Origin of the sequence: Pseudomonas sp. F1_0610 (assembly GCF_047470865.1) — a bacterium.
In the GTDB taxonomy this organism is placed as follows: domain Bacteria; phylum Pseudomonadota; class Gammaproteobacteria; order Pseudomonadales; family Pseudomonadaceae; genus JAZDRH01.
Genome location: NZ_JAZDRH010000019.1, coordinates 1 through 19,119, shown reverse-complemented (window position 1 = coordinate 19,119; position 19,119 = coordinate 1). Strand labels below are relative to the sequence as shown.

Sequence of the window (19,119 nt, the reverse complement as noted above, 5' to 3'; positions counted from 1 at the left end):
ATTATGACATTAGATTTTGCTTTAATACTTTTTATTGCGACTGTTGTTTGCGGATTATTAGCGTTATTTGACCGTATAGTGCTTGCGCCTAAACGTGTCAAGGCTATTGCTCAATATGAATCACAAGTTAGTCAAAGCAGAGAAGAAGATTTAGCAGCTCTAAAAAAAGTTCCTGTTCTGGTGGAGTACGGGAAGTCTTTTTTTCCTGTACTGGCCGTTGTTTTTGTCTTGCGTTCATTTTTATTTGAGCCATTTCAGATTCCTTCAGAGTCGATGGTGCCTACATTAAAGGTTGGCGATTTTATTGTCGTTAATAAATTTTCTTATGGTATTCGACTGCCAATTATTGATCAAAAAATTATACCCACAGATGAGTTAAAGCGCGGTGATGTTGTTGTGTTTAAATATCCCGTTGACCCAAGCCTGCACTATATTAAACGAGTGGTAGGTTTGCCAGGTGATGTTGTTACCTATACGCGGGATAAGCGCCTTGTTATTAATGATCAGCTTATTGATGAGCGTTTTTTAAAGTATGAAACAGGCAGTTTTGAAAATATTGCTTTGTATGAAGAAACATTAGGTGATCATAAACACACTATTCGCAAGTTATTATCAAGTAATATACGCGAAGCTCAAGTATTTAAAGTGCCAGACGGAGAATATCTGATGATGGGCGATAATCGCGATAATTCACTAGATAGCCGTGCTTGGGGCTTTGTGCCTGACAAAAATATTGTAGGTAAAGCATCTGTTATTTGGATGACATGGCCTACGCCGAAGTTTACAAACTTACCGTCATTTTCACGTGCCGGTGCAATTGAATAATTAGGGATAATCATGAAAACAATTAAGCAACAAAAAGGTGCAACCTTGTGGGGAACGCTATTCGTATTGGCCGTTGTCGGTTTTTTTGCGATGGTTACAGTAAAGTTAGTGCCTTTTTATATGGATAATTTGTCCATTGAAAAGATTATCAAAGGCGCCGAAAAAATTTCTAAAGAAGGTTCGCCTATTGATACAGTAGATGCTTTTTATACATATGTAGAAAAAAGCTTACCACTTAACAATATTAGAGACTTGAAGGTTGATGATATTATGAAAGTGGAGCAAGTTGGTGGCGAGTTTGTAGTTAAATTAGACTACGAACGTAAAACCCCACTAGTAAAGAATATTGGTGTGGTGATGACCTTTAATCAAGAATATCGTGTGCGTGTACAGTGAGTGAACCTCTAAATAGGCTTGAGCGCAAGCTCGGCTATCAATTTAAAGATTTAAGCTTGTTAACTATTGCGGTAACTCACCGCAGTTTTTCGGGTAAAAATAATGAGCGCCTAGAATTTCTAGGCGACTCTATTCTTAACTTTGCGGCTGGCGAAGCTTTATTTAAACGATTTCCTCAGGCACGTGAAGGGCAGCTTTCGCGCCTTAGGGCACGCCTCGTAAAAGGAGAAACGCTGGCTATTTTAGCCCGTGGCTTTAACTTGGGTGATTATTTACGCTTAGGTTCGGGAGAGTTAAAAAGCGGCGGTTTTCGGCGTGACTCCATATTGGCAGATGCGGTAGAAGCAATTATTGGCGCTATCTATCTTGATTCGGGTATGGATGTGGCGCGTGAGCGTGTTTTAGCATGGTTAGAAGATCAATTCTCAAGTTTAACGCTAGTTGATACTAATAAAGATCCTAAAACACGTTTACAAGAGTTTCTTCAATCACGAGGCTGCGATTTACCAGCGTATGATGTGATTGATATTCAAGGAGAACCTCATTGTCGTGTATTCTCTGTTGAGTGTGGTATTAGTTTGTTAAAAGAAAAAACCTTTGGTTCTGGTTCTAGTCGCCGTATTGCAGAGCAAGCTGCAGCAGGTGCTGCCTTGGTAGCTTTAGGTGTGGAAAATGGAGCTCAGCATGAGTGAAGTTGTTAGCCGTTGTGGTTATATTGCGATTGTTGGGCGCCCTAATGTAGGAAAGTCTACATTAATCAACCATATTCTAGGTCAAAAATTAGCCATTACCTCGCGTAAGCCTCAGACAACCCGGCATAATATGCTGGGTATTAAAACACAAGGGCAGGTGCAAGCTATTTATGTGGACACGCCAGGTCTGCATAAATTTAATGAAACAGCATTAAACCAATACATGAATCGTAGCGCATCACAAGCATTACGTGATGTGGATGTGGTGGTCTTTGTGGTTGATCGTTTACGTTGGACGGATGAAGATGAGTTGGTATACAACAAAATCCGTCATATGCCTTGCCCTGTTTTTGTTGCGGTCAATAAAATTGATCGCATGGAGGATAAAGCGGAGTTGCTGGCTCACTTATCTTGGTTGGCTGAAAAATTACCTAATGCAGAGATAGTTCCTATTTCCGCACTACAAAGCAGCAATGTAGAGACTTTGGAAGCCTTGGTGACTGCCTGCTTACCAGAAAGTGAGCACTATTATCCTGAAGATCAGATCACAGATCGTTCCAGTCGTTTTCTTGCTGCAGAAATTGTGCGTGAAAAAATTACACGCCAGTTAGGTGCAGAGCTACCTTATCAAATGACAGTAGAAATCGAAGACTTCAAGCAAGAAGGGCGCATTTTGCATATTCACGCGCTGATTCTGGTTGAGCGTGATGGCCAAAAGAAAATTTTAATTGGTGCTAAAGGCGAACGTTTAAAATTAATTGGTCAAGAAGCGCGTAAGGATATGGAGCTATTGTTTGGCTCAAAAATTATGCTTAATCTTTGGGTTAAGGTGAAATCTGGCTGGTCCGATGATGAACGAGCGTTGCGTTCATTAGGTTATCTGGACTCCTAGAGGCGAGTTATGCTGTCGGCCTATGTTTTGCATAGTCGGCCTTATAAAGAAAGCAGCGCGCTCGTTGATCTTTTCACTGAACAAGGCCGCATGCGAGCGGTCTTGCGTGGCGCTCGCTCTCAAAAAGGTTCACAAATACGCCCTTTCTCATTACTCGAAATAGAATTAAAAGGCCGGGGCGAACTAAAAAATATTGCACAACATGCGTCTATGGGCCCGCTCTTGTTATTGCAAGGCACTACTTTATTTTGTGGCTTATATTTAAATGAGTTATTAGTGCGTTTACTTGCCTTAGAAGACCCGCAGCCTATTATTTTTCAGCAATATCAAAGTAGCTTAATAGCATTGGCTAATAATTATCCTGTGGAGCCTTTATTGCGAACTTTCGAATGGCGTTTGTTAGAGCAGCTAGGATATGGTTTCTCACTGACTCATGATGCCCAAGGCGCTACTATAGATGCTACTCTTTGGTATGCTCTAGTGCATGATACTGGCTTTGTTATGCAGGCGCAGCTAAAGCCAGGCGCTTTTAAAGGTGAAGATTTGTTAGCCTTAGCACAAGCGCAGTGGCAGGATAAACGAACACTGATAGTGGCAAAACGTTTAATGCGTCAGGCGCTGGCTCCATTATTAGGCACTAAACCACTAGCTAGCCGTGAGCTTTTTATGGGTTTGAAGGATATTTAACATGAATCTTGAAAAACGAATTTTACTGGGTGTCAACATTGACCATATAGCTACTGTGCGTCAAGCACGTGGTACAAACTATCCTGATCCTGTTAAAGCAGCTCTAGATGCAGAGCAAGCAGGTGCCGATGGCATTACTGTGCATTTGCGCGAAGATCGTCGCCATATTCAAGATCGAGATGTTCGTGTACTTAGTGAAGTGCTTAAAACACGGATGAACTTTGAGATGGGCGTTACCGAGGAAATGCTCAGTATTGCTGAGGAGTTACGTCCACATCATGCCTGTTTTGTGCCTGAAACTCGCCAAGAATTAACCACTGAAGGTGGGTTAGATGTTGCCGGGCAAGAACAACGGATTGCGCAAGCAGTTGCTCGAATGCATCAAGTAGGCACTCAGGTTTCTCTTTTTATTGATCCGGATAAAGAGCAGATAGCTGCCGCTCAACGAGTGGGCGCCAATATTATTGAATTGCATACAGGGCGTTATGCTGAGGCTGCTACAGAGGCGGAGCAAGCGCAAGAACTTGAGCGTATTACGCAAAGTGTGACCTATGCACGAGGCTTAGGATTATGTGTTAACGCAGGGCATGGATTGAACTATCAAAATGTAGAGCCTATTGCCGCCATTGAAGGCATTAATGAATTAAATATTGGACATGCCATTGTTGCTCATGCGCTATTTGTAGGTTTTCCTCAGGCGGTAAAAGAAATGAAAGCGCTAATTATTGCCGCTAGCCAACGTTAATTGCACCGGAAAAATCTTGGTTATTCTAAATAGAAATAGCGTATGTTTTATGACTAGTTATTCATCTTTAGTCTTAAAATTAAATCATCACGTGCATTTTTATAATGCACGTGCATAATAATTTTTTCCTAAACTGACTAGGTAGTCTTTTTATGCAGAAAGAGCCGCGCAAAGTACGGGAGTTCCGCCGTCGCGAACAAGAAATATTAGACACGGCATTAGCGCTGTTTTTAGAGCAGGGTGAAGACAGTGTTACGGTAGAAATGATTGCTGATACTGTGGGTATTGGTAAAGGAACCATTTATAAGCATTTTAAATCGAAAACAGAAATCTATTTGCGGTTAATGCTAGATTACGAGCGAGAGCTAAATGAGCTATTTCAGTCGAATGTGGTATCGACTGACAAGGAAGCTTTATCGCGTGCTTACTTTGCATTTCGTATGCGTGATCCGCAACGTTACCGCTTATTTGATCGTTTAGAAGAAAAGGTAGTCAAAGGTCACCAACTACCTGAAATGGTTGAGCAGCTACACAGTATCCGTAAATCCAATTTTCAGCGTTTAACTCAGCTTATTGAAGCACGTATTGATGAAGGTAAGCTGGAAGATGTCCCACCTTACTTCCACTATTGTGCAGCATGGGCTTTAGTGCATGGTGCGGTAGCCTTATTTCACTCACCGTTCTGGAATCAAGTGTTAGAAGATCAAGAGGGATTCTTCCAGTTCTTGATGGACATTGGTGTGCGTATGGGGAATAAACGTAAGCGAGAACATGAGCCTAAATGAATCACGCCTTTCCCATCCACTATATTGAGCCAGTGTTTCGCCCACCCAGTGAGGCCAACTCATTAATATTGCCTGTTACTAACGGTTGCTCTTGGAATAAGTGTACGTTTTGCGAGATGTATACAGCACCTCAAAAAAAATTTCATGTGCGTAACGAGCAACAGGTGATAGAGGAAATACGCAAAGCGAGCGAACTCTTAGCCGTGCGCCGTGTGTTTTTAGCGGATGGGGATGCACTGGCGTTATCAACGCGACGCCTAATACCTATTTTGCAAGCAATACAAGAATACATGCCAACGGTGCAACGTGTTTCCAGCTATTGCTTGCCCAGTAATGTGAAAAATAAATCGGTTGATGAGTTAAAAGAACTGGCAGATTTGGGCTTAAAGTTAGTTTATGTTGGCTGTGAGTCAGGTGATGATGCTGTGTTAAGTTGGGTTAATAAGGGCGAAACTTTTGCCTCTTCAGCAGAGGCGCTCAATAAATTAGCTCAAGCAGGTATATCGCGGTCAGTGATGATTTTAAACGGCCTAGGTGGACAAGCGCTCAGTGAGCAGCATGCGAAAAACTCAGCCCGCTTGATGAATGAAACGCAGCCTGAATACTTATCCACCTTAGTGGTGAGTTTTCCTTTGGGAACTCAACGTTTTGTCGATGCCTATCCCGATTTTCTCCCCTTGACTCAAGCGCAGTTATTTCATGAGCTAGAACATATGCTGTCTAGCCTCACATTGAATAATACGATTTTTCGAAGCGATCATGCTTCAAACTATCTTGTGCTTAAAGGCGTATTAGGCAAAGACAAAGAAAAGCTCTTAGCTCAGATTCGTCAAGCAATTGAAAGACCGCAGCAAGTTCCTTTACGCCAAGAGTGGCAACGTGGTCTGTAGTTCGAGGGCAGCATGCAAAATTTACAAGCCTTAAATGAATTAGCCCTTGCTGGGCAAGCACCCCATGAAGAAAAGCTAACGTGGAACCCAGCTTTTGGCGGTGACATTGATATGCAAATTATGGCTGATGGGCGCTGGTTTTATCAAGGCGGGGAAATCAAACGTCAAGCAATGCGGTGTTTATTCGCCAGTATTTTGCGTAAAGAGCATGATAAATTTTATTTAGTCACACCTGTTGAAAAGTTGGGTATTCAAGTTGAGGATGCGCCTTTTGTTACTCAGTCTTTAGAAATACTAGGCAAGGGAGCAGAGCAGCAAATAAAAGTTACAACTAATGTGGATGAATGTTTTTGGCTAGATGAGCAGCATCCACTGCGTTTAACTTTGAACTCTGTAACGAATCAGCCACGACCTTATGCTCTGGTGCGACAACAGCTTGAAACTTTGATTGCGCGAACCCATTATTATGAGCTGGTTGAGTATAGCTGCATGCACTTAGTAGATGGAGAAGAATGCTACGGCGTATGGAGCTGCGGCCAGTTTTTTAAATTGGCATAAATCTACTTAAAGGTTAAGGGCTGTATTATGAGCTTAGCGCTGTCCATTCGTCAGCTACAAAAGACCTACGCTAATGGATTTCAGGCACTCAAGGGATTAGATCTAGATGTTAAAGAAGGCGATTTTTTTGCTTTGCTTGGCCCAAATGGTGCAGGCAAATCAACCACTATTGGCATTTTATCGACTTTGGTCAATAAAACGGCTGGCACAATAGAGATCTTTGGTCATGACTTAGATAAGCAGCCGCATGCTCTTAAGCGCTGCATTGGTGTGGTGCCACAAGAGTTTAATTTTAACCAGTTTGAAACAGCCTATAATATTTTAATTACACAAGCAGGCTATTACGGTATTCGAGCTAAACAAGCTGCTCCGCTGGCAGAAAAATACTTAAAACAATTAGGTTTATGGGAAAAACGCAACACTAGTGCGCGTATGTTATCGGGTGGTATGAAGCGCCGTTTGATGATCGCAAGAGCATTAATGCATAGCCCCAAACTGCTGATTCTTGACGAACCAACTGCAGGTGTTGATATTGAACTGCGCCGTTCAATGTGGGAGTTTCTAGTAGAGCTAAATGAGCAAGGTACAACCATTATTTTAACCACTCATTACTTAGAAGAAGCTGAGCAGCTCTGCCGCCATATCGCTATTATTGATCATGGGCAAATTGTCGAAAATACAAGCATGCGAGATCTGCTTAATAAATTAACTGTAGAAACACTACTCTTAGATTTAAAAGAACCTCGCCAAAGCGCACCACAACTAGCAGGCTATGCTTGTCAGCTTATAGATGAATTAACCTTAGAAGTACAAATTGAAAAAAGCCAAGGTGTTACGCGCTTATTTGAATTATTGGCAGCGGAAGGCGTAGAGGTTTTAAGTTTGCGTAATAAAAGTAATCGTTTAGAAGAATTATTTGTTTCATTAGTAGAAAAGAATTTAGGCGCAAATCATGAATAGTGAGTGGGCGAGTAATTGGGTTGCACTACAAACCATAGTGTATCGAGAAGTACGTCGATTCTTGCGTATTTGGCCGCAAACATTGCTGCCGCCAGCCATCACCATGGTGCTGTACTTTGTTATTTTCGGTAATTTAATTGGCAAACAAATTGGCGATATGCATGGCTTTACCTACATGCAATATATTGTGCCAGGTTTGATTATGATGTCGGTTATCACTAACTCATATAGTAATGTGGTATCGAGCTTTTTTAGCACCAAGTTTCATCGCTCAATAGAGGAAATACTGGCCTCACCCATGTCGTCACATGTAGTGGTATTAGGCTATGTGATGGGTGGTGTGATACGAGGTTTAATTGTAGCGGCTATAGTGAGTGCGCTGTCATTATTCTTTACAGAAATCGCTATTTACAATAGTGGTATTACCTTATTAGTGGTGATTTTTACAGCGGCAGTCTTTTCATTAGGCGGATTTATTAACGCTGTGTTTGCCCGCAATTTTGATGATATCTCCATTATTCCCTCTTTTGTATTAACACCTTTAACCTACTTAGGTGGTGTATTTTACTCAATAGACATGCTATCGCCATTTTGGCAAAACCTTTCGTTAGCCAACCCTATTTTGCATATGGTTAATGCATTCCGTTACGGTATTTTAGGGCAGTCTGATATCAATGTTTGGTTGGCTATCAGCTTAGTAATCTTGACTACTGTGGTGCTGTATATATGGAGTATTTATTTGCTTAATAGTGGCCGTGGTATGCGTCAATAGAGGATCTATGAAAGATTATCAATGGTTGCTGACCTATTGTTTAAATCGCTTTGGTTCGCTAGAAGCATTAGAACAGCGTTTACCTAGTGCTAAAAGCGGCGAAGAATTAGCAAAAGTCACAGATGATAGATACTTATCTCTTTTAAGTCTGCGCGTATTTCGTGCAGGCTTAAAACACAGTGTAGTAGATGCTAAATGGCCTGAATTTGAGCGTGCTTTCTTTGCTTTTGAGCCTAATAAAGTTGTATTGATGGGCGCTGAACATTTAGAACGGCTTATGCACAACGAAAAGATAATCCGTCATTTAGGTAAACTCAAAAGTGTGCCATTAAATGCGCAAATGATTTTGGATATACAACAAAAATATGGCAGCTTTGGTCAGTTTATAGCCCAGTGGGAAACCAGTGATATCACAGGTTTATGGCGCTACTTAGCAAAAAATGGTAGTCAACTAGGTGGCTTATCCGCACCACGCTTTTTACGTATGGCTGGTAAAGATACCTTTGTTTTATCAAATGATGTTGTGGCAGCACTCAAGGCTCAAGCGCTTGTTACTAAGCAGCCAACAAGCCAGAAAGATTTGGCTACAGTTCAAGCTTATTTTAATCAGTTGCATGAACAAAGTAAGCGTCCTTTGTGTCAACTTTCCATGATGCTGGCGTTTACAGTCAATCACTAAACGTAATCTTAGAATGCTAGGCGTAGATTTTAGTCACGTTTTAGTCAAAAAAAATTGCTATTCAGTTAAGCACAATGCAAAATATCTTATCGCTAACTGACCAGACACCTATATGCTTATGCTAAAACGCCTAGCATCTATTGTGCCCATCGGCTTACTTATTGCCTTAACTGCTTGTACCTCGGCGCAACCTAAAAAAAATGGATTTTTTGCTCGTGAAGCTGCGTTATCTTCAACAGGAGTTGATAGCCAACAATTGCTATCCATTATTGAAGATAACGGGCAGACATATAACGCCTTAATCAGCTATGAGTTACCTGGCTTGGCAGATAGTATTCTTTCTGCTGGAAAAGAGCTAATAGGTACACCTTACCGTTTTGGTGGTACTACCACGACTGGCTTTGATTGCAGTGGGTTTGTTGGCTACTTATATAAAAATCAAACAGGCATTGTTTTACCACGTACTACGCGTGCTATGTTGGCGATGAATGCAACACAAGTAAAGCGCACCGAGCTAGTGCCCGGTGACCTTATTCTATTTAATAAGCGTGGGCGTGGACCTGTTAGCCATGTTGGTATTTACATGGGAAATAACAAGTTTATCCATTCAGGTAGTCGACGCAGTGGCGGAGTACGCATTGATAGCTTAACCAATAGCTATTGGAATGCGAGCTATTTACAAGCCAAGCGCGTGCTGGAAAAAAGCGAAGCACAACCCATTTTGATGAATATGCCGACAGCGAGTTTTTAAATCAGCTAAAGAGAGAAGGCCATGAAACGCTTAAATGTAGTATTACTCAGCGTTCTTTTATTTACAGGTTGTGCAACTCAAGCACCTGAACCTAGCTCAAATCTCTCTTTGCCTACGTCAGCGAATGCGCCTATACAGTCTCAGGATGTTTTATTCCGTGCATTGGGCTTAGTTGGAACGCCTTATGTTTGGGGTGGTAATACGCCAGACTCAGGCTTTGACTGTAGTGGTTTAATTACGTTCGTTTACAATGACGTAGCCAATATGCGCCTACCTAGAACCACTTCAGAAATGATTGCCATGAAAGCGCCTACGGTTAAACGTAATCAATGGCAAAGCGGTGATATTCTATTTTTCGCCACAGGAAAAAGCCGTAGAGTCAGCCATGCTGGGATCTATGTTGGTGAAGGGCGTTTTGTGCATGCGCCTTCTTCAGGCGGTACAGTACGTTTAGATAGCATAGAAAACAGCTACTGGAATAAAGCCTACCTTAATGCTAAAAGACCGTTAGCCGTGAACTAATGGCATTTGGACGCTACACTATGCGTAAATTAACAACAGTTTTTTGCTTGCTCATACTCAGTACCTCCACAGCCAGTTTGGCTGCTGAGCTAAGATTTGATTTAAAACAGAAAGCCTCTAATGGCAGCTTGGTCGTAGTGGATACTTGGGGTGAAAAGGTTCAAAAAAGTGATCTTTCAGTGCAAGATGTGCAGCAGCTACAAAAACAATTAAAAGAGTTGCAGCAAAAAACAGAAAAGTTGGAACGTAAAGTTGCTGACTTAGAGCGTCAACTGAATAAGCGTTAAATGTGTTTAAATACTGACATCATATTGTCATGCGCTCCTGTTGAAATGAGCCTAATAAATAACAGGAGTAACCTATGCCAGATCAACTGCAGCAACCTTCTTTCTATCTAGAGAGTGCAGCTAACTATACGGCGGTAACTATTTATGATTATGAGTGCCAATCATGTAGCGAATTACAGGCTACTCACATGCAAGCACAACAATGCTGTATTGAGTTAGTTAAAGCTAGTTGTCCTTGTTGCTGGCGTATATTTACAAGCCTTGAGCTTGATTTTTATGCCGTACAGGTAGCAGCACATTGCAACTTCTGCAACCCCCATTTTACATTAGATCAATTAACCCAAATCCACTCTTTAGCTGCGCTGTAGTACTTTTTTAAAACACTTATTTGACCTAGAATTATTTATCTTATATAAGGCTGGATAGTTTGCTATGTCTTTAAAAAATAGCGATATACTGATTTTTGCAGAATCAGATCCTGCTGAAAACCCATGGGTAAAAGGTAAACCAGAGCCAGAGCTATTAAGCATTGAGCCTTATAATAAAAATTGGCCGGACTTATTTAAAAAACATCAAACACAAATAAAAAAAGCATTGGGCGACAACGCTATAGCAATAGAACACATAGGTTCTACAGCAGTAGAAGGGCTGGCAGCAAAACCTATAATTGATATTGATCTTATAGTTTTGAACTCCGCTAATGAACTCAGTTATGTACCTGCTTTGGAGGCTATAGGTTATGAATTACGAGTGCGAGAACCTTCGTGGTATCAACATCGCTGCTTGCGCTTATTGCCTAATAAAGTAAATTTACATGTGTTTTCATTAAATTGTGCAGAAGCTAAACGTCATATTTTATTTCGAAATTGGCTTAGAAGTAATATTGCAGATAGGAATTTATATGCTCAAGTAAAATTATCAGCATTGTCAGATGACCTAGAGTTAATGATGGATTATAATAAACGTAAACATGAAGTCATTCATGCTATTTATCAAAGAGCTTTTAAATCAGCAGGGATTATATAGGTATAGGGTTTATTTTAGTATTTAATCGGTAAGCGTGTTTAAAATGACTATTCAGTTTGTTACTTTTAGATAGGGTAATAATATTTAATTGAGCATGTATTTCTTGATGCAAGAAGTGATTGTTAAAACCTTCATTTGTTGTGATATCAATACCTAATCCCTTAAGTTGTGTGTCAATAACATTAATCATTGATTGCGCTAGGTTAAATTCAAATCCTGCTATGTTGTTTGTGCAAAACATGAGGAGTGAATCTAATCCTACAATTAGCTCATAAATCGCAGCTTCTTCAACGTTTGTACGATCTAGATTGCTTTCATTTATATGGCTTAATTTTATATAAAAAGTATTTATTTTATTTTTATCTACGACTAGCTCGTTATCTATACATTTCCATAAATAATTTAAGATTTCTTTAAGCAGTATTGTATCTTTTGAAGGTAGGCATAAATTCAGCTTGGTTTGGCAAGTCAGCATTAGGTTATCTAACACCCAGCAGCCAAAAAATAGCAAATTATGCTTAGGTATTTCTGTTACAGAAATTCTTATTTTTTCCAAATACTCGCTAAGATTATTCATTTTATTTATTCTAATTGATTATAAATTTAGACTTTATAATCAGCCAGTTCTAATAATAAAACTGGCTGACTATTAAAATTATAAACCTAAAACTTTAGCAACATAGTCTGCATCTTTATCACCACGACCTGATAAGTTAACTAAAATACTTTGGCTAGCCTTTAGCTGGGGTGCTTTACGCATTGCCCAAGCAACAGCATGTGAGCTTTCTAATGCAGGTATTATCCCTTCAACACGAGACAGGGTGATAAAGGCGTTCAAGCATTCGTCATCCGTTACACTGTCATAAGTTACGCGGCCTAAATCTTTTAAGTAGCTATGCTGTGGTCCAACACCAGGGTAATCTAGCCCAGATGCAATAGAGTGTACGGGTAGTGGATTGCCTTGTTCATCTTCAAGGACATAGCATGCCATGCCATGTAACTGGCTAGGTTTACCAAGGGTTAATGTTGCGCTATGGAGTGGTGTATCTAAGCCTTTTCCAGCAGGTTCAACACCTACCAGATTGACTTCTTTGTCTTCTAAGAAGGCAGTGAACATGCCCATTGCATTGGAGCCGCCACCAACACAAGCTGTAATATAGTCAGGTAATTTATTGTGTTTATGGCTGAATTGCTCGCGGGCTTCTGTACCAATAATAGCTTGGAAGTCACGCACCATTTTAGGGAATGGGTGTGGGCCAACCACAGAACCAATGGCATAAATAAAATTTTCTGGATCTTTTAAGTATTCGTCAAAAGCACTATCTACGGCATCTTTTAAAGTGGCAGTGCCACGCGTGACTGGAACTAAGGTGCAGCCTAAGATTTTCATCTTAACTACATTCGGGTGCTCTTTTTCAATATCCACTTGCCCCATATGGATCTCACAAGGAATACCTACCAAGGCACAAGCACTAGCAAGTGCGACGCCATGCTGTCCAGCGCCTGTTTCAGCAATAACCTTGGTTTTACCCATAAACTTAGCCAGCAAGGCTTCGCCAAGACAGTGGTTTATTTTATGAGCACCTGTATGGTTAAGATCTTCACGCTTTAAGTAAATTTGTGCGCCACCTAGTTGCTCACTTAAGCGTTTGGCATGAAATATTGGGCTAGGGCGGCCTACATAATCTGCAAATAAGTTAGCTAATTCTTTTTGAAACTCAGGCTGTTGGCGAATTTCTTCATAGGCTTGGTTAATTTCATCCATGATTTTCTTTAAGTGATCAGGCACAAACTGGCCACCATAAGGACCAAAAAAACCATTAGCGTCAGGCATAGGGGCAAAAGTGGATGCTGTCATGATGTTTCTCAGTACTCGTCTTAGTCACAATCACGTGCTTGGGGAGCACGTATAATTAAGGTTTCTTGCAGCTCAAAACTACCTTTGTAGGCTGTGCAAGCTTGGCATTCTAGAGGGCCTGCTGGACGGCCTAAAAGCTCAACATAGACTTCTTCGTAAGGTTCTATTGTGATTTGCTCATAAGCATTACGTAGATAAGCTAGCTTTTTCTCATCAGTCTTTAGCCATAAAGTCTGTTCAGGCGTGCTGCCGCAGCGCTTAAAAGCCTGCATATCTTTTCCGAGAATTAAGTGCCCTTTATGCTGTGCAATAGATGCTTCTGGTTTCGTGGTATTAGATAGGCACCCTGTAAGGCTAATCAGCGCAATACTTAGGGTAAAACTAACAAGAAACTGACGCATTTTCTCTCCTTGTTCTTAGCGTTGGGCAACAATAAGTGCGCCACCAGCTACCATAAAAGCACCGCCAGTAATGCGGTTAAAAATTCGAGTTAAGCCTAAACGCTGCAATGCACTAATGAGGTGGTTGCCAAGCACGGCATAGGCAAACATTAAGCTAAAATCAATGACCAGCCAAGTAATAGCTAAGATTGCAAGCTGTTCAAATAAAGGCTGTTCAGCCACAATAAACTGAGGAAATAGCGCGCCAAAAAATAACAAGTCTTTAGGATTGCCAATGCCGACTAAGTATCCACTACGTAATAAGCGGTAAGCACTTTTATTGGACGTATTTTGTTCGACAGGCTGCGCTTTTATGACAAGGGGAGCGCGCCATGTTTGGATACCTAAATAGATCAAATACGCCGCACCACAGAGCTTTAGCGCCCAAAATGCTGTTTCTGATGCCATTATAATAGCGCCAAGTCCTAAGCCAGATGCTAGCATTAAGGTTAATGCCGCAAACATGCCACCTGTTACAGTAGCTAAGCTTTTACGTTTGCCATATTGCGCACCGTGGCTCATGCAAAGTACTGCAATGGGGCCTGGCGTGATAATCAAGACCGTAATAACGGAAAGGTACAGCAACCAAAGACTAATACTCATGATGTGAAAACCTAAAAACGTTCATTAAATCGCATATAGCGCCACTGGTTATCGGGGACTTTGCCTAAACTAATGCCGCCAATACGGATGCGCTTGGCATCTGTAAGTTTGAGTCCTAATTTAGTGAGTAAAGCTACAATATCCTGAGGTGGTTTTTTCATCGCCAGTCTAATATGCCACTCGTTTTGCCAGCTAATTTTAGCGTGAGCAAATACGCTTTGTTTTTGAATAACAGCTAAAGCAAAATCGGTTTGTTCAGTTGTTAGGATAAACTCTTGTTCAAGTCTTTGTGCATCATCATTTAGTTTGCGTTGTGTTCGCCAGTCTTGGCTAAAAACCTGTAAGCCTGTGCAGTTTGCTGGTAAGGGTAAGGATTTTTTTAGACGCATGAAGTGAGCGTTTAAAATAGGTTGGTTACTCGTATCCTGTGTCCAATGATTATCTTTATTTAAAAACAGGTCAGCCTCTACTTGATTGGCTAATAACGTCATGGGTTCTATATCAATTAATTTTGCATTAGGTGCAAGGGTTACCTGTTGCTGGTCTGCTACTTCATGTTGTGGCAAGTCAATCGCTTGACCATCAACCTGTACGAAACCAGCTAAAATATAGCGTTCAGCTTCACTGCGCGAGCATTGGATTTGTTGCATTAAGCGCTTTGAAAGACGTTGTGTTGACATAATGTTACTCGCGAAAGAAAACGTGCACTAAATGATAACCAAACTGGGTTTTAATAGGGCCGTGAACTACGCCTGTAGGTTTTTTAAAAATAACTTGGTCGATAGCCGGCACCATTTGGCGAGGCCTTACCTCACCTAAATCACCTCCACGCTTAGCGGAGGCACAGGTTGAAAATTTACGCGCCAACACATCAAAGGCTTCACCTTGGGCAAGGCGTTTTTTAAGTTGCTGGGCCTGATCTTCAGTTTTTACCAAAATATGGCGAGCCATCGCTTTAGCCATTGGTAACCTCGTATACTCTAAGTTAACAAAGCGCTAGTCTACCTGAAAAACCTTGTTAAAACGCTGTTTGCAGTGCTTTTTATAAGCACGTATACAGATTTAATAGTGTTTTCTTATAATGGTTTTTAACGAAAAACGCATGCTAGGCGTGATTAGTATTAGTTGCTAAGAATGTGTTATATACCAATTATTTGAAGTTGCAGCCGCTAGGCTTGCTGTTTTGGCAGATGTAAGGTGCTAAATGAACCCAACGACTGAACGCGACCAATTAAGCCTTCCTAAAGGGCATACAAAATTACTTTTGCATTCTTGCTGTGCGCCTTGCTCTGGCGAGGTGATGGAGGCATTAAGTCATTCTGGCATTGATTACACTATCTTTTTTTATAATCCCAACATCCATCCGGAAAAAGAATATTTAATTCGCAAAGAAGAAAATATACGCTTTGCTGAAAAGCACAATATTGCGTTTGTGGATGCTGATTATGACACTGATAATTGGTTTGAGCGCGCTAAAGGGATGGAGTGGGAACCTGAGCGTGGCGTGCGTTGTACCATGTGTTTTGATATGCGTTTTGAGCGTACAGCGCTTTATGCGTATGAACATGGATTTAGCTTAATCTCAAGCTCACTAGGTATTTCTCGTTGGAAAAATATGCAACAAATTAATGATTGTGGACAAAGAGCTGCAGCACCCTACGATGGAATGCATTATTGGGACTATAACTGGCGCAAAAAAGGTGGTTCTGCTCGCATGATTGAAATTAGTAAACGGGAGCAATTTTATCAGCAAGAATACTGTGGTTGCATCTATTCATTAAGAGATACAAATTTACACCGTAAAGCCAGTGAGCGTGACTTAATTAAAATTGGTGTGAAGTATTACGGCGATGATGAAAAATAAAGGCTCACCAAAACAACAATATTTAGCCGCACTTGAGGCGGGTTTTATTGAAGATGTAGCGCAAAAACAAGCTGTTGAGTACTTAGACCAGTGCTTTTCTGCCATTGAAGCAGGCAGTACTGTAAAAGGTGTTTATTTGCATGGGCCTGTTGGTCGAGGTAAAACATGGTTAATGGATGCTTTTTTTTCGAGTTTAACTGTGCCAGCCCGAAGGCAGCATTTTCATCATTTTATACGCTGGGTACATCAGCGTTTATTTCAGCTAATAGGTACGGCGGATCCTTTAACTGTATTAGCACAAGAACTAGCGGCTAGCGTGAAAGTGCTTTGTTTTGATGAGCTATTTGTCAGTGACATTGGTGATGCTAGCTTACTAGGTGGTCTATTTGAGCGCCTTTTCAAACAAGGTCTAGTTTTAATAGTAACCTCTAATAATGCTCCAGATGATTTGTATAATCCTGGATTTAACCGCGAACGCTTCTTGCCAGCCATTGCTGCCATAAAACAAAACATGCAGATTGTGCAAGTTGATGGTGGAACAGATCATCGTTTGCATCAGGCACAGGCTGTGCAGCGTTTTTGGTTAAAAAATAATGCAGATGATCCCTTGCGCCAAGTATTTTATGAATTATCTAGGGGAACAAGTAAAACAGGTGCATTAGCACTAAATCATATTCACATTCACACTAAAGCTTATAGCGATAATCTGCTCTACTGTGATTTTTCGCAGCTTTGCGAGGCACCTTTGGCCGCCCAGGATTTTATTGAAATTGCTCAGCGTTTTTCTGTTGTTTTAGTCGCCAACGTGCCTTGTTTAAGTGGCACGCAACAAGAGGCTAAAATAGCACGAGGTACAGAAGACGCTGCGCAGCAAGTAAAAGCTGGAGATCGCGTGTTGCCACAATTAGCAAAACATGACGATAGCGTGCGCCGCTTTATTGCCTTAGTGGATGAGTGCTACGATAATCGCGTACCCATTTACCTAGAAGCTCAGGTTCCTCTTGAGCAAATATACACGCAAGGCTATCTTGCCTTTGCATTCCGACGTACTTTTAGCCGTTTGCAAGAAATGCAAAAGGTGAGTTTTCAAACTAAATAACTGAGATTTTAGATGTTCTGGATTGAGTTGTTAGCCGCTGGTTTAGGCGTGTTTTCAGTTTATTTAATGACTGCGCAAAAGCCGCTGGCTTGGCCTATTGGTTTTCTTATGGTAGTGCTTTATAGCTGGATTTTTTGGCAGGCTCGACTTTTTTCAGAGATGTTATTGCAGCTTATTTATGCGGCTTTACAGTTATATGGTTGGTATCAATGGTTGCGTGGTGGTGTACAAAAACAACAAAGAGAAGTCAGTAGTTTGCCTTTACCACCCATTAGACTGCACCTCATTATAGGCTTAATTATTAGCTTAACACTGGGTGCCTTAATGAGTAATTATACAAGCGCAAACCTACCTTGGCTTGATGCCACATTAACAGGCTTCAGCTTAGTTGGTCAGTATTGGATGGCAAAAAAATACCTACAATGCTGGAGTCTTTGGATTGTAGTGGATGTGATTTATATCGGTATGTTTAGCCTAGCAGGTTTATATTTAACCGCAGCACTTTATGCAGTATTTACTGGTCTAGCTGTTTGGGGTTGGCTGCAATGGCGTACGAGCCTGTTGGCGGCCTCATGAAAGTAGTGGTTTTATCAGGACCTGAGTCTGTAGGCAAAAGCTCTTTGTGCCAAGCTTTAGCCAAAGAATTTAACGCCATAGTAGTCGATGAGTATGTGCGTACTTTTATTGAGGAGCAGGGACGTACAACCTGTTATGCCGATATTGATAGCATTGCGCGTCAGCAGCTTACAAATGAACTATTGGCGCGCGCCAAAAAGCCAAAACTAGTATTGCTTGATACACATTTGTTGACTAATAAACTCTGGAGTGAATATTTATTTACGACCTGTCCAGAATGGATTGAGCCAGCATTACTAGCACAAGATTATGACTTTATTGCTTTACTTGACCCAGATGGGCTGGAGTGGCAGGCAGATGGGCAGCGATGTCAGCCAGATTACAACGAGAGGTTAGCTTTCTTTAATCAACTTAAAGGCTGGTTAGAAAACAATAAACAGCCTTATCAAGTCATTTCTGGGTCATGGCAACAACGTTACCAGAAACTAAAAGAACACATAAACAATTCATTGTTAAACTAAAACGGGCCATATAAAACCCGTTTTGTGCTTTGCTTTGAGTTACTTTCCAGCTTTTTGCATGGCAAAGTAAGCATCACATAGTGGCGTGTAGTCATTCGACTCACGTTGTAGGTATTCAAAGTCTAAAGCGAGCTCTTCGTCTTCCCCATAGGTAATTACTTGTGTGAGCTGTAAAATAGGATATAGCCTTCCACTGCGCATTTTACGTGTTTGAATACCTTTGAATATTAAATGCTCTTTAAATTCAGGCGTGCCTTCAGTAACGAATAGTATTTTATTGCCATCAAGTTTGTATTTCTTGGTTTCAATACCTTTGCTAAGCACGTTTTGAGATGCAATGTCACATCTAAAACTATGATTGTCGACCTCGCCATTGCCCTTAAATTCGACCACATTAGCAATGCCATTAGCTAGAGGAAACATGGCCCATACGCCTAAAATAGCTTCATCTATTTTTTCTTTAGAGGCATGGGCTGAGTATGAAATCGCGAGAATAGCTGCAGATAATGCAAGTTTTTTAAAGCTCATAGAAAGATACCTTCCTTGTGTTATGGGCAAATAATGACAGAAATTTTAGGCGTAACTCCTTGTTACTCAGTATTATGCTATTGTCTCTAGCGCTGCAAAGTAAAGATTCCAATCCCATATTACTACTGTTTTTATGATTATTTTATCCTAAACAGTAATAAAC

Annotated in this window: 28 protein-coding genes; 21 read left to right on the top strand and 7 right to left on the bottom strand. The window is 40.9% G+C overall.

Annotated elements, in window-relative coordinates; genetic code table 11:
- Positions 1 to 3 precede the first annotated feature (3 nt).
- The 17 genes from lepB (at position 4) to VQ643_RS11115 (ending at position 11,467) form a co-directional block, all read left to right on the top strand.
- A complete protein-coding gene (gene lepB / locus VQ643_RS11195; protein ID WP_414199867.1) occupies positions 4 to 825 on the top strand; it encodes a signal peptidase I in 822 nt (273 codons plus the stop codon).
- 12 nt (positions 826 to 837) lie between these two features.
- Positions 838 to 1,221: a DUF4845 domain-containing protein gene (locus VQ643_RS11190; protein ID WP_414199865.1), complete on the top strand. Its 384-nt coding sequence runs from the start codon at positions 838 to 840 to the stop codon at positions 1,219 to 1,221.
- On the top strand, positions 1,218 to 1,913 hold the full coding sequence (gene rnc, locus VQ643_RS11185) for a ribonuclease III (protein ID WP_414199864.1): 696 nt from the start codon (positions 1,218 to 1,220) through the stop codon (positions 1,911 to 1,913). Before VQ643_RS11190 ends, rnc begins: the two co-directional genes overlap by 4 nt.
- Entirely contained in the window at positions 1,906 to 2,805 is a 900-nt protein-coding gene (gene era / locus VQ643_RS11180) for a GTPase Era (RefSeq protein ID WP_414199863.1), read from the top strand. The genes rnc and era overlap by 8 nt, the downstream gene beginning before the upstream one ends.
- A gap of 9 nt (positions 2,806 to 2,814) precedes the next feature.
- A complete protein-coding gene (gene recO / locus VQ643_RS11175) occupies positions 2,815 to 3,492 on the top strand; it encodes a DNA repair protein RecO (protein ID WP_414199862.1) in 678 nt (225 codons plus the stop codon).
- 1 nt (position 3,493) lies between these two features.
- The gene (gene pdxJ, locus VQ643_RS11170) at positions 3,494 to 4,237 is read left to right on the top strand and encodes a pyridoxine 5'-phosphate synthase (RefSeq protein ID WP_414199861.1); all 744 of its coding nucleotides are present in this window, start codon (positions 3,494 to 3,496) and stop codon (positions 4,235 to 4,237) included.
- 152 nt (positions 4,238 to 4,389) lie between these two features.
- On the top strand, positions 4,390 to 5,022 hold the full coding sequence (locus VQ643_RS11165; RefSeq protein WP_414199860.1) for a TetR/AcrR family transcriptional regulator: 633 nt from the start codon (positions 4,390 to 4,392) through the stop codon (positions 5,020 to 5,022).
- A complete protein-coding gene (locus tag VQ643_RS11160; protein WP_414199859.1) occupies positions 5,019 to 5,912 on the top strand; it encodes a radical SAM protein in 894 nt (297 codons plus the stop codon). Before VQ643_RS11165 ends, VQ643_RS11160 begins: the two co-directional genes overlap by 4 nt.
- 12 nt (positions 5,913 to 5,924) lie before the next feature.
- The gene (locus tag VQ643_RS11155; RefSeq protein WP_414199858.1) at positions 5,925 to 6,470 is read left to right on the top strand and encodes a DUF1285 domain-containing protein; all 546 of its coding nucleotides are present in this window, start codon (positions 5,925 to 5,927) and stop codon (positions 6,468 to 6,470) included.
- Positions 6,471 to 6,497: 27 nt separating this feature from the next.
- On the top strand, positions 6,498 to 7,430 hold the full coding sequence (locus tag VQ643_RS11150) for an ABC transporter ATP-binding protein (RefSeq protein ID WP_414199857.1): 933 nt from the start codon (positions 6,498 to 6,500) through the stop codon (positions 7,428 to 7,430).
- Positions 7,423 to 8,202 carry an ABC transporter permease gene (locus VQ643_RS11145; protein ID WP_414199856.1) on the top strand — a complete coding sequence of 260 codons (780 nt, stop codon included), beginning with the start codon at positions 7,423 to 7,425 and terminating at the stop codon, positions 8,200 to 8,202. The genes VQ643_RS11150 and VQ643_RS11145 overlap by 8 nt, the downstream gene beginning before the upstream one ends.
- 7 nt (positions 8,203 to 8,209) lie before the next feature.
- Positions 8,210 to 8,881 carry a DNA-3-methyladenine glycosylase I gene (locus VQ643_RS11140; RefSeq protein WP_414199855.1) on the top strand — a complete coding sequence of 224 codons (672 nt, stop codon included), beginning with the start codon at positions 8,210 to 8,212 and terminating at the stop codon, positions 8,879 to 8,881.
- Between the two features lie 112 nt (positions 8,882 to 8,993).
- Entirely contained in the window at positions 8,994 to 9,632 is a 639-nt protein-coding gene (locus tag VQ643_RS11135; RefSeq protein WP_414199854.1) for a C40 family peptidase, read from the top strand.
- A gap of 21 nt (positions 9,633 to 9,653) precedes the next feature.
- The gene (locus VQ643_RS11130; protein ID WP_414199853.1) at positions 9,654 to 10,154 is read left to right on the top strand and encodes a C40 family peptidase; all 501 of its coding nucleotides are present in this window, start codon (positions 9,654 to 9,656) and stop codon (positions 10,152 to 10,154) included.
- A 20-nt stretch (positions 10,155 to 10,174) separates the two neighbouring features.
- Entirely contained in the window at positions 10,175 to 10,441 is a 267-nt protein-coding gene (locus VQ643_RS11125; RefSeq protein WP_414199852.1) for a hypothetical protein, read from the top strand.
- A 74-nt stretch (positions 10,442 to 10,515) separates the two neighbouring features.
- Positions 10,516 to 10,809: a hypothetical protein gene (locus tag VQ643_RS11120; RefSeq protein WP_414199851.1), complete on the top strand. Its 294-nt coding sequence runs from the start codon at positions 10,516 to 10,518 to the stop codon at positions 10,807 to 10,809.
- Between the two features lie 64 nt (positions 10,810 to 10,873).
- Positions 10,874 to 11,467 carry a GrpB family protein gene (locus VQ643_RS11115; RefSeq protein ID WP_414199850.1) on the top strand — a complete coding sequence of 198 codons (594 nt, stop codon included), beginning with the start codon at positions 10,874 to 10,876 and terminating at the stop codon, positions 11,465 to 11,467.
- Here the strand turns inward: VQ643_RS11115 and VQ643_RS11110 are convergent.
- The 6 genes from VQ643_RS11110 to VQ643_RS11085 form a co-directional block, all read right to left on the bottom strand.
- Positions 11,460 to 12,044: a hypothetical protein gene (locus VQ643_RS11110; protein ID WP_414199849.1), complete on the bottom strand. Its 585-nt coding sequence runs from the start codon at positions 12,042 to 12,044 to the stop codon at positions 11,460 to 11,462. The genes VQ643_RS11115 and VQ643_RS11110 overlap by 8 nt on opposite strands.
- A gap of 78 nt (positions 12,045 to 12,122) precedes the next feature.
- Positions 12,123 to 13,325: a tryptophan synthase subunit beta gene (trpB, locus tag VQ643_RS11105; protein WP_414199848.1), complete on the bottom strand. Its 1,203-nt coding sequence runs from the start codon at positions 13,323 to 13,325 to the stop codon at positions 12,123 to 12,125.
- A 20-nt stretch (positions 13,326 to 13,345) separates the two neighbouring features.
- A complete protein-coding gene (locus VQ643_RS11100) occupies positions 13,346 to 13,726 on the bottom strand; it encodes a hypothetical protein (RefSeq protein ID WP_414199847.1) in 381 nt (126 codons plus the stop codon).
- Positions 13,727 to 13,741: 15 nt separating this feature from the next.
- On the bottom strand, positions 13,742 to 14,368 hold the full coding sequence (locus VQ643_RS11095; RefSeq protein ID WP_414199846.1) for a LysE family translocator: 627 nt from the start codon (positions 14,366 to 14,368) through the stop codon (positions 13,742 to 13,744).
- A gap of 11 nt (positions 14,369 to 14,379) precedes the next feature.
- Positions 14,380 to 15,048, bottom strand: a complete 669-nt coding sequence (locus tag VQ643_RS11090; RefSeq protein WP_414199844.1) for an RNA pseudouridine synthase — start codon at positions 15,046 to 15,048, stop codon at positions 14,380 to 14,382.
- Positions 15,049 to 15,052: 4 nt separating this feature from the next.
- Positions 15,053 to 15,331, bottom strand: coding sequence for a peptidylprolyl isomerase (locus VQ643_RS11085; RefSeq protein WP_414199843.1), 279 nt, complete (start codon positions 15,329 to 15,331; stop codon positions 15,053 to 15,055).
- 241 nt (positions 15,332 to 15,572) lie between these two features.
- Between VQ643_RS11085 and VQ643_RS11080 the strand changes: the two genes are divergently transcribed.
- From VQ643_RS11080 to VQ643_RS11065, 4 genes are read left to right on the top strand one after another with little or no spacing between them, the layout of a single operon-like run.
- On the top strand, positions 15,573 to 16,232 hold the full coding sequence (locus tag VQ643_RS11080) for an epoxyqueuosine reductase QueH (RefSeq protein ID WP_414199842.1): 660 nt from the start codon (positions 15,573 to 15,575) through the stop codon (positions 16,230 to 16,232).
- Complete coding sequence (gene zapE / locus VQ643_RS11075) at positions 16,219 to 17,331, top strand: cell division protein ZapE (protein WP_414199840.1); 1,113 nt, start codon at positions 16,219 to 16,221, stop codon at positions 17,329 to 17,331. The genes VQ643_RS11080 and zapE overlap by 14 nt, the downstream gene beginning before the upstream one ends.
- 12 nt (positions 17,332 to 17,343) lie before the next feature.
- Entirely contained in the window at positions 17,344 to 17,907 is a 564-nt protein-coding gene (pnuC, locus tag VQ643_RS11070) for a nicotinamide riboside transporter PnuC (RefSeq protein ID WP_414199839.1), read from the top strand.
- Positions 17,904 to 18,428, top strand: coding sequence for an AAA family ATPase (locus tag VQ643_RS11065; protein WP_414199838.1), 525 nt, complete (start codon positions 17,904 to 17,906; stop codon positions 18,426 to 18,428). Before pnuC ends, VQ643_RS11065 begins: the two co-directional genes overlap by 4 nt.
- A gap of 39 nt (positions 18,429 to 18,467) precedes the next feature.
- Here VQ643_RS11065 and VQ643_RS11060 read toward each other — a convergent pair whose 3' ends face one another.
- Entirely contained in the window at positions 18,468 to 18,956 is a 489-nt protein-coding gene (locus tag VQ643_RS11060; RefSeq protein WP_414199836.1) for a hypothetical protein, read from the bottom strand.
- Between the last annotated feature and the right edge of the window lie 163 nt (positions 18,957 to 19,119).